This is a genomic window from Protofrankia sp. CiT1 (assembly GCF_917627335.1).
In the GTDB taxonomy this organism is placed as follows: domain Bacteria; phylum Actinomycetota; class Actinomycetes; order Frankiales; family Frankiaceae; genus Protofrankia.
Window position 1 is genome coordinate 2,422 of record NZ_CAKJTP010000149.1, and the last position, 8,495, is coordinate 10,916.

7 protein-coding genes and 1 pseudogene are annotated in these 8,495 nt (G+C 70.9%); all 8 read left to right on the forward strand.

Features of this window, described 5'->3' with window-relative positions:
* Positions 1-771 (forward strand): annotated as a pseudogene (locus MJ785_RS17890) (hypothetical protein); the annotation flags it as partial.
* A complete protein-coding gene (locus MJ785_RS17895; protein ID WP_239381885.1) occupies positions 768-2,105 on the forward strand; it encodes a type III-B CRISPR module-associated Cmr3 family protein in 1,338 nt (445 codons plus the stop codon). The pseudogene MJ785_RS17890 and the gene MJ785_RS17895, both read left to right, overlap by 4 nt.
* On the forward strand, positions 2,105-3,124 hold the full coding sequence (gene cmr4 / locus MJ785_RS17900) for a type III-B CRISPR module RAMP protein Cmr4 (protein WP_239381887.1): 1,020 nt from the start codon (positions 2,105-2,107) through the stop codon (positions 3,122-3,124). The genes MJ785_RS17895 and cmr4 overlap by 1 nt, the downstream gene beginning before the upstream one ends.
* Entirely contained in the window at positions 3,111-3,512 is a 402-nt protein-coding gene (gene cmr5 / locus MJ785_RS17905; protein WP_239377157.1) for a type III-B CRISPR module-associated protein Cmr5, read from the forward strand. The genes cmr4 and cmr5 overlap by 14 nt, the downstream gene beginning before the upstream one ends.
* Positions 3,509-4,516, forward strand: a complete 1,008-nt coding sequence (gene cmr6 / locus MJ785_RS17910; protein WP_239377158.1) for a type III-B CRISPR module RAMP protein Cmr6 — start codon at positions 3,509-3,511, stop codon at positions 4,514-4,516. Before cmr5 ends, cmr6 begins: the two co-directional genes overlap by 4 nt.
* A complete protein-coding gene (locus tag MJ785_RS17915; protein ID WP_239381889.1) occupies positions 4,513-5,406 on the forward strand; it encodes a hypothetical protein in 894 nt (297 codons plus the stop codon). The genes cmr6 and MJ785_RS17915 overlap by 4 nt, the downstream gene beginning before the upstream one ends.
* Positions 5,403-6,857, forward strand: coding sequence for a hypothetical protein (locus tag MJ785_RS17920; protein WP_239381891.1), 1,455 nt, complete (start codon positions 5,403-5,405; stop codon positions 6,855-6,857). Before MJ785_RS17915 ends, MJ785_RS17920 begins: the two co-directional genes overlap by 4 nt.
* Positions 6,858-7,038: 181 nt before the next feature.
* Positions 7,039-8,118 (forward strand): hypothetical protein, encoded by a 1,080-nt coding sequence (locus MJ785_RS17925; protein WP_239381893.1) that lies wholly within the window; start codon positions 7,039-7,041, stop codon positions 8,116-8,118.
* Positions 8,119-8,495 lie beyond the last annotated feature (377 nt).

The window sequence follows — 8,495 nt, forward strand, 5'->3', positions numbered from 1 at the left end:
CTGGCGTTGATCGTCCAGGATGCCGACAGCATGGGCCGAGCACTCTCGCATGCGCGGATGCCCACGGGCAGGGACATGCGGGACTGGCACGGCCAGGTCTCCAAGGCGCTCGTGGCGATCGCCGGAGCGCAGGTCAAGGCGCTCGAGGACGAGCACGGCCGGGCGGTCTACGCGGGTGGCGACGACCTGCTGGGGCTCGTCCCCGCCGTGAGTGCGCTGCGGGTCGCGGGCCGATGCCGGGAACTGTTCCACACCGGCGCACAGGGCCTGCTGACCCGGCCGTCCGTGTCGACCGCGGTCGTGTTCTTCCACATCAGTTATCCGTTGCAGGATGCGCTCGGCCGTGCCCGGGACGCCCTGAAAGCGGCCAAACAGCGCCCGGGGAAGGCAAGCCTCGCGCTGGTGGTGCTGCGCCGGGGCGGCGAGCGGGCCGCGACCGTCCTGCCGTGGCGGGGGCGCGGTGGCCGCGATCCGGCGGCGTCGCTGATCGGCCTGGTCGAGGCCTTTCGCGGTGGTCTGTCGCCGCGGCTCATCCACGACATGTACGACGAACGGTACGGGATCGCCGAGCTCGCGGGATCGGGCCTTGACTACGGTGCCGAGGTCAGCCGTCTGGTCACCCGGCACAGCGCGGTGGAGAGCCGGGCCGCGGAGTTCACCGGACGGGTGCGTGAGGTCGAACCGGCCACGAGCCGCCTCTCCGCCGACGACATGATCGTCTGGGTCGACACGCTGGAGATCGCCAGGTTCGTTGCCCAGGAGGGACGATGAGCGCAGGGAGGATGAGCGCGGCGCCGCCCGAGCCCGCGGCAACGCCCGCCGACCAGCCCGGGGAGACCGGCGGCGAAGCGTCGGCATGGGTGTTGTTCCACCCACTGGACGTGGTGACGTTCCGGGATGGCCGTCCCTTCACGACCGGGATGACCGCGACCGCGCACACGACCCTGCCACGGCCGACGTCGACCGGCGGGGCACTGCGCACCGTCTTCGGCGCCAATCCACTGCGGATCACCGGGCCGGTACTCGTCCGTACGGGTGGCCCCAGAACGTCGGTGCTGCTGCCCGCGCCAGCCGATCTCGTCGTTGACGACGGTGTGCCGCGCCGCCTGCGCCTGCGCCTGCGCCTGCGGGAGCATCCCGGCGAGGATGGCGACGCCGACCTGTTCCTGCCGGCAGGAGTCGAATCGGATCTTTCTTTTCCTGATGGGCGGCCAGCCGGGCCGAGCTTGCTGACAGGCGTGGGGGAACCCACCGGCGCCTACCTGTCCGGTGAAGCGCTCGCCGGCTACCTCAGCGGCGATCCGTCCCGCGCGTTGGAGCATCTTGCGCCATCCGATGCCGGGGCATCCGGCTCCGCCGGGAGATCGAGGTCCCAGGCACGCTCGTCGGGGCCGCTGGTACGGGAAAGCCGTCTCGGTATCGCCCGCCACCCCCGCTCGTCCCGGGACGGCACCGGGCGTACGACCGTATCCGGTTTTCTCTACCAGGCTGATTTCTGGCGTCCGGCCGAGACCGGAGCCGCGGGTTCGTCCGGCAGCGCGGGCGTCGCGTTCGGCTGCCGGGTGTGGTTCACAGACGCTGTACCAGAACCGGTGGAGACGGTCGTGCGGCTGGGCGGTGAAGCCCGGCAGGCGGCGGTGACGGTCGTCACCGCAGGTATGGGGCTGCCGGCGCTGCCGGCGGCTCCGGCGGATTTCCCGGGTGGCCGGGTGCTGCTCTACCTGGCCACGCCCGCGGTTTTCCGGGACGGCTGGCTGCCCGAGATCCCGGCTGGCGCGACGCTTCGCGCTGCCTGCACGCCGGCGCCCGAGGTGATCGCTGGAATCGACGGCGACAGCCAGCGAGTCCGGCCGTTGCGCTGGGCGGTCGCGGCGGGCAGCGTCTACTTCCTGGAATTCGACGATCCGGCCGAGGCGGCCTTGTTCGCGGCGAAGACGCACGGCGCATGCCTGCCTCAGGCGGAGGACGGGATACCTCCGAAAGACCGAGCTCAGCTGATGGGCCGGGCTCATGCGAAAGACCGGATACACCCCAAGGACTGGATTCGCCCGAAGGACTGGATGCGCACGGCCGGTTTCGGCCTGTGCCTGGTTGGGAGATGGTGATGGGCGGCTGCGCCCTGCTTTATTGTTACGCGGAAAGCGCCGTCCATGCGGGTGGGTCGGACAGCGTCGGTGTGATCGACCTGCCGATTCAGCGGGAGGCGACGACGCGCTTACCGACGATCTGGGGGCAGAGCGCCAAAGGTGCGCTGCGTGACCACGCGCGGGAGGACGGAAAGAACTGGCCGGACGTGGAGAAGGTGTTCGGCTCGGCCCCGCCGGGCACCTCCGGCGCGGGTACCGACCCGCCGAAGCCGGGCTGGCTCGCGGTCGGGGACCTGCGGCTGGTCGCCTTCCCTGTACCGACGCTGCGTAACACCTTCGCCTGGGTCACCAGCCCGCTGCTGCTCGCGCGCCAGACGAGGATGGCGGAGCTCGCCGGGCTGGGTGGCCTTCCGGCCATCCCGACAGTGAACGCTGGCGAGGTGGTGCCGGCCGCGTCGTTCTGGGCCGAGGCGGGCGCGCGGCTCGCGGTCGGCGAGTACGACATGGCCGCCGCACCGGTGGCGGATGCTGTGGCGGCGTGGGCGGGCTGGCTCGCCGACAACGCCCTGCCAGCGGCATCGGACGGCGGTGGCCGGCCGAGTCCGTCCGATTCCTTCGCCTTTTTCCGTACCAAGCTGCGTACCGATCTGCTGCTGGTCAGCGACGACGACCTGGCCGCACTCACCACGGAGCACGTCGAGCTGCTGCCCCGGGTCCAGCTCGCGGCGGAGGCCAAGACGGTCAAGCACGGCCCCTGGTACACCGAGTACCTGCCCGCTGAGACGATCATGTGTTCGCTGTTGCGGGACTGCCTGCCGGCCACCTCCCCGGCCGAGCCTGACCGCATGGCGGGCCTGCGGGCACGTCTGGACGGGGAGCTGCTGATCGCGGGCGGTGACGAGACGCTGGGCAAGGGTCTGCTGTGGCTTCGCTGGCGCGGGCCCGACAGCAGGCCCGCCAGCGGCCCCGACGGCGGAGATCACGCCAGAGATCACGGTGGAGACGGCAGCGGGAGGACATCTGATGGCCCGGCGTGACCAGAAGCTGGCGGTCGTCTCCTGGCAGCTCGTCGGCGGGGTTGCGGATCCAGCCCGACCGCACTTCCGCAGCCGGGCGATGAACCTCGGTCCGATGCTGGTCGGTTCCGGTCTCGCGGCGACCGCGGCCTTCCACGAGGCCAAGGCCGGGCCTGGCCAGTCCGCCAAGCCGCTGAACCAGGCGTACCGGGTCCTGGTCGACGCCCTCGCCAACCATGTGCTCGGCAGGTCCGACGCGAACGGCAGGGCCTTGGTCCTGGATGTCGGGACGATGGACATCGCCGACTACCGCCGGGCGTCGGCGGACGCCCGGGCGTTCGCGCTGTGGGTCCGCCGCGCCGCCGAGGCGTTGATCCCACCGGCCGCCCAGGACGAGGCGCGGTCGTGACCCGCCTTGCCGGCCCGCTTGGCAACGTCGTCACCTACTCACCGGCGGGCAACGAGACGCCGGGTTTCATATTGATCACAAGTGGTGGCGGGAAGCCCGTTATGGCGAGTGCGAAGACAGCCACCGCGAACGGCGGGCTGCTGTTGCGTCGTGCGATCTGGGAGGAGATCGCGCCGACCCAGCGGGAGGCGGCCGAGCGGGCGCTGCGGGAGGCGACCGCGCGCGCCCTCGACCCGTCCGGTCGATTGCTGGAGGCGGCTCGGCTCCGCCGGGCAGCCGCTGTCGCCCGCTTGGCCGGGCGGGGCCGCATCGTGCGGGCGCTGCGGGTCCGGCCGGTATGGCGGGTGGTCATCGGTCTCGGTGAGCAGACGCCTGCGGAGATCGGCATGAGCGTGCACGGCACCTACGGGGTTCCGGTCCTGCCTGGCTCGGCGCTCAAGGGCGCGGCTCGGGCCTGCGCGCGGGAGGACTACCCCGAGTCTTACGGGGATTACGGCCGGATCGTGTTCGGGAAGGAACCGGGTGAGGCCCGCCGGGCGGGCGAGGAGACCGGTACCGATGAGGACGCTGGCGAGAGCACCGGCGACGAGGTGCTCGCGGACGGGCGGTTCATGTTTCTCGACGCCCTGCCGGAGCTGCCGGCCAAGGCCGCCGGCACCGGGGTCGAGATCGACATTATGAACCCGCACGTCCCGGAGTACTACGGAGATCCCGCGGCCGCCGCACCCGCCGAGTACCAGCAGCCGGTGCCCGTGGCTTTCTACACGGTGACCTCCGCGGTCACCTTCACCATTTACCTGGTCGGTCGAGGGCACGACCCGGACCTGCCCGAGCTCGCCGCTTCCGACGATGAAGACGGCCCGGTCGCGTGGCTGTCGACGGCGCTGCGGGACCGGGGCCTCGGCGCCAAGACAAACGCCGGCTACGGCTATTTTTCCGTCGAGATCGCTGACACCGCCGAGACAGCTGCCGCCGGACCAGCCCGTCCGAAGGACCGACGATGACCGTTCACCTGTTGCCGTGCGGCACATCCGTACTGGCGAACCTGCTGCCGCCCCGGTCGGTCACCTCGCTGAGCCGGGATGATGTCGGCACGATGACGGCATGGGCAGGCCGGGAACTCACGGCGGGCGCGCTCGACCGGCCCGAGACCTGGGCGGAGTCCTTTCACACCGAGGTCGGCCCGTATCTGGAGCCGATTGTGCGTTGCCCACATCCGGTAAGGCTCAGTGCTGAGATCGCAAGCCTGCACAGCTACCGGGCAGCCATATCCGATGACCGAGTGGTTCTGCTGGCGTCCGACACGGCGGAGGGCATGCTTGCCGCCCTGTTGAACGCCGCCCGGTTCCGCCGGCCCGTGCGGGTGCACGCCCGGCCGGTCCTCGACGGCACCGCCGATGGAGTGTTGCTCCGCGCGGAGGCCGCCGGGGAACCGGTGCACATCCTGCGCATCCCGCGATTGCTGCCGGACAAGACGGAGACGTTCACCGAGGCCATGGAGAACGTGGCGAAGGCGCTGGTCTGGTCCGCGCTGCTCCACCGCCCACCGAGAGCGGAGCTTGCGCTTCACCTGTCGGGAGGATACAAGGCGACGCTGCCGTACCTGGTTGCGTTCGCGGAGTACCTCAACGGCGAACGTCCGCCGGTGCGGGCATTCTGCCTGCACGAGGGGGGCGCGGAGAATCCGGACCCCGGCCTGGTGGAAATCTACCTGCGGGCCATCAGGACCAAAACGGACATGGCGGAGCTTGCCGCCGCCGAGGCGGGTTGCCTGCCAACAGATACCGAGCAGCTGCTCGGCTTCGCCTACCGGAACGTCCACGCTCGCGCCGAGCTCACTCCGCTCGGTTGGGGTCTCGCGGCGATGCGTCCCTATCTGGCGGGTACGGTGTGACCACGCTCGCCCAGCTGCTCGAGGACGGGCTGCCCGCTGGGATGATCGCGGATGCCTCCGCCTGGACGGCCAAGGCCGACGATTTCCCCCGGCCTGCCGGCGGGGGCAGCACCAGCGGAGTCCGCTTCACCGCTGGCGGGGTCAGCGTCAGCCTGCCCGAGATAGACGAACGCTGGGGCGACCCGGCTGATGCGGCCACGGCCGTGTGCACGCTGGCCGAACAGGTACGCGGCAGGGAACCCGGGATTCTGACGAGGAGTTTCCCCGCGCTTGCCGTCGAGCTCGTCCGGGGCGGGCCGCGACCGCGGTTTCCCGCCGAGCGAGGCTGGCTGGTTGCTGTCCGGCTTGCCGAGGCCGTCCGTATCGTCCTGGAGGATGCGGCGACCGCGGGGGATGTCACCGCGGCACGTGTGCTGCCGTTGGTCCACCGCACGCGCTTCCTGCTCCTGTGGGCGCCGCGTCGGTTTCCCGCTGTGTCGTTTCCGGTCTCGCAGGCGCTCGGGTCCCCGGACGCGCTCGTCCCGCGCGCCGAACAGGCCCGCCTGGACTGGGCGCTCGACCTTGTCAACCACGAGGAGCACCTGCGGTCGCTGTCCTGGCAACCAGGATTTCTGGAGCGGGAACTGCGGCGGCTGGTCTTTGTGGATCACGTCGGCGCAGGCCGGCGGGAGCCGCTTCCCGCACCGCTTCCCGCGAACATGATGCCGCAGGCGGCAAGCCCGGATCCCGACCCGGGCTTCCGAGCCTGGCTGGCCCGGGAGGCTTTCCTGCCCCGGTTCATGCTGGGGCACACCTGGCGGGTGTTGCGCCCAGCGGTGGGACGCGGCCCGTTCGCGGTCCTCGCGCTGATGGCGATGCTGCTGCTGACGCCCGCGGTGGTGTCGGCGTCGGCGTTCGACGGGCACGTCGTCGGCGTTCTGCGCGGTGTGGCAGGGCTGACCGGGGCCACCTATCTTGTGGTGCTCCTGCTCACCATGCGATGCCCGGAGATGACGAGCCTGTGGTGCCTTCGGCTACCGGCTGGCGCGGCGCTCGGCATGGTCGCGTTGATCTCGCGGAGTGACAAGTGGGCGCAGACGGGTGGCCGGGCGGCCCCGCTCATCGCCGCCGCCGCACTGCTCGCTGCCGCCGCCGGTTACCTGGCGTTCGAGGCGCAGGCACACGGGGTTCCCTACGGGCGGGTACTCGCCGGGCGGGTACTGGCGGTGGTCGGGCTCGGCTTCGCGCACGCGGTCGGGGTGGCATCGCTGGTGCTGGCCGTGATCGTGCCGGCGGTGGGGCCGGACCTCGCGGGGACGCTCGCCGGGCCGAGCGCCACCCCACCGGCCGAACTGCTCACGCTTGCCGCCTCGGTCGGGCTCGCCGCGGGGGTGCTCCTGCAGATGCTGTGGGACGACCGTCCCGTCACCTATCCGCTCACCCATCTGCCGTGGAGAGGCCGGACCCGCTGATGACGCCCTGGATTCCCGTCGGTGTGACGGTTACGACCCCGATGTTCCTCGCTCCTGGTCCGGGTGCGCGCTCGGAGCTGCGGATGCCGGGGATTCGCGGGGCGGCGCGGTTCTGGTTCCGGCGCTGGCCGCTCCCGTCTTCGCCAACGACTACGCCGCGCTGGCACGGGCCGAAGCCGAGGTGTTCGGTGCGGCCGGCGGCCAGTACGGCGATGCGCGTATCGGCCCTTCTCCGGTCGCCCTCCGCCTGGTACGACCGCCAGCGCTCGACCCGCCGCTGTCGCGGGCCGAGCTGCGCTCACCCCGCTGGCTTCGGCTGCCACCCATAGGCGAACGCCGCACCCACGGCATCGGCTATCTGCTCGGCCAGGGCCTGTACCTGCCGCCGTCGTCGGGGGAGGGCCGGGAACATCCCGAGCTCGCCCGGCCCGACCACATCCCCGCCGGAGCGACCGGAACGTTCGACGTGCGGATCGGTGTACGCGGCGACGCGGTCTTCGCCGGCTACATCCGCGAGGTTGCCGGGATCTCGCTGTGGGCGTTGGCGACCTTCGGGGGGCTCGGCGCGCGGGTCCGGCGCGGCTTCGGCGGAGTCACCTTCGCCGGACTCGACCAGCTGTGCGCAAAGATCGGCGAAAGCGCGGAGCCGTCCCGGGAGCACCCCGCCATCCTGCGCCTGCACGAACTCGTCGCCGAGCGCCATAGCCGCCCGCTCCCGCGCCGGAGCAGCCCGCGGCAGCTCGGTACGAGCACGGCGTGGCCGGCCGCCCCGACCTGGGCGCGCTGGCACATCCGCCAGTCGGGGCAGACCGGTTCGTGGCCGCAGCTCCTCCACCACGCCGGAGCCAAGCTGCGGGAGTTCCGCGCGCCTGTGGAGCGCGGGCCGGAGTTCAGCTCGTTCAAAAGGTGGGTGACACGCGAGTACACCGATGCCGTCGTGCCCACCCTGAAAGGTGATCGTCCCGCCAGCCGCGATTTCGAGATCGGTTCCTTCGGCCTGCCGGTCGTCTTCGGCAAGGACGCCGAGGCCAAACTCAGGCGGGGGAAGGATGAGCTGCGGCGGGCGTCCCCGCTGTGGATACGCGTCCAGCAGGACCCCGACGGCCGTTGCCGGCTGCTCTACCACGTCTTCGAGGCGACGATAGGCCCGGCCGGCGCCACCCTCGACCTGGAGACCAGGCGACGCCTACCCGAGCGGCTGGATCTTGACGAGACCATGGCCTACCGCACCATCGCCGACTTCCTTGCGACCGCACCGTGAGGTCCGGACGTAAAGGTGCGCTCAGGATCCACAGCCACAGCCACAGCCACGGATGCCTTCGGCGGAGGCAGCCGCACTCAGTCAAGCGGTCATGAACATGACCGGTACAGGCTCGGGCCGCGACCCGCGTTTTTGCCGTGATCCCCGACGGGTCTGTTTGCGCAGCTCGGACCATATGTCGATCTTTCATGCCGACCAAATATCGATCTCCATCAAGATCCCCGACGTTCGGTCCCCGCAACGGGGTACCATCGTCGCAGCTCAGCGCCCCTCTCAAGGGGGGTGCCCCCGCTAACCCCAGCCCGATCATGAGGGCATTGAAACGCCTCCGTCCATAAGTGTGTCCATTATAGCAATGGCCCCGCTAAGGGAGCGCA

Excerpts from the sequence above, each read along its gene's own strand:
- MJ785_RS17895 (WP_239381885.1), top strand. The coding sequence starts at position 768 with ATGAGCGCAGGGAGGATGAGCGCGGCGCCGCCCGAGCCCGCGGCAACG.
- cmr4 (WP_239381887.1), top strand. The coding sequence starts at position 2,105 with ATGGGCGGCTGCGCCCTGCTTTATTGTTACGCGGAAAGCGCCGTCCAT.
- cmr5 (WP_239377157.1), top strand. The coding sequence starts at position 3,111 with ATGGCCCGGCGTGACCAGAAGCTGGCGGTCGTCTCCTGGCAGCTCGTC.
- MJ785_RS17915 (WP_239381889.1), top strand. The coding sequence starts at position 4,513 with ATGACCGTTCACCTGTTGCCGTGCGGCACATCCGTACTGGCGAACCTG.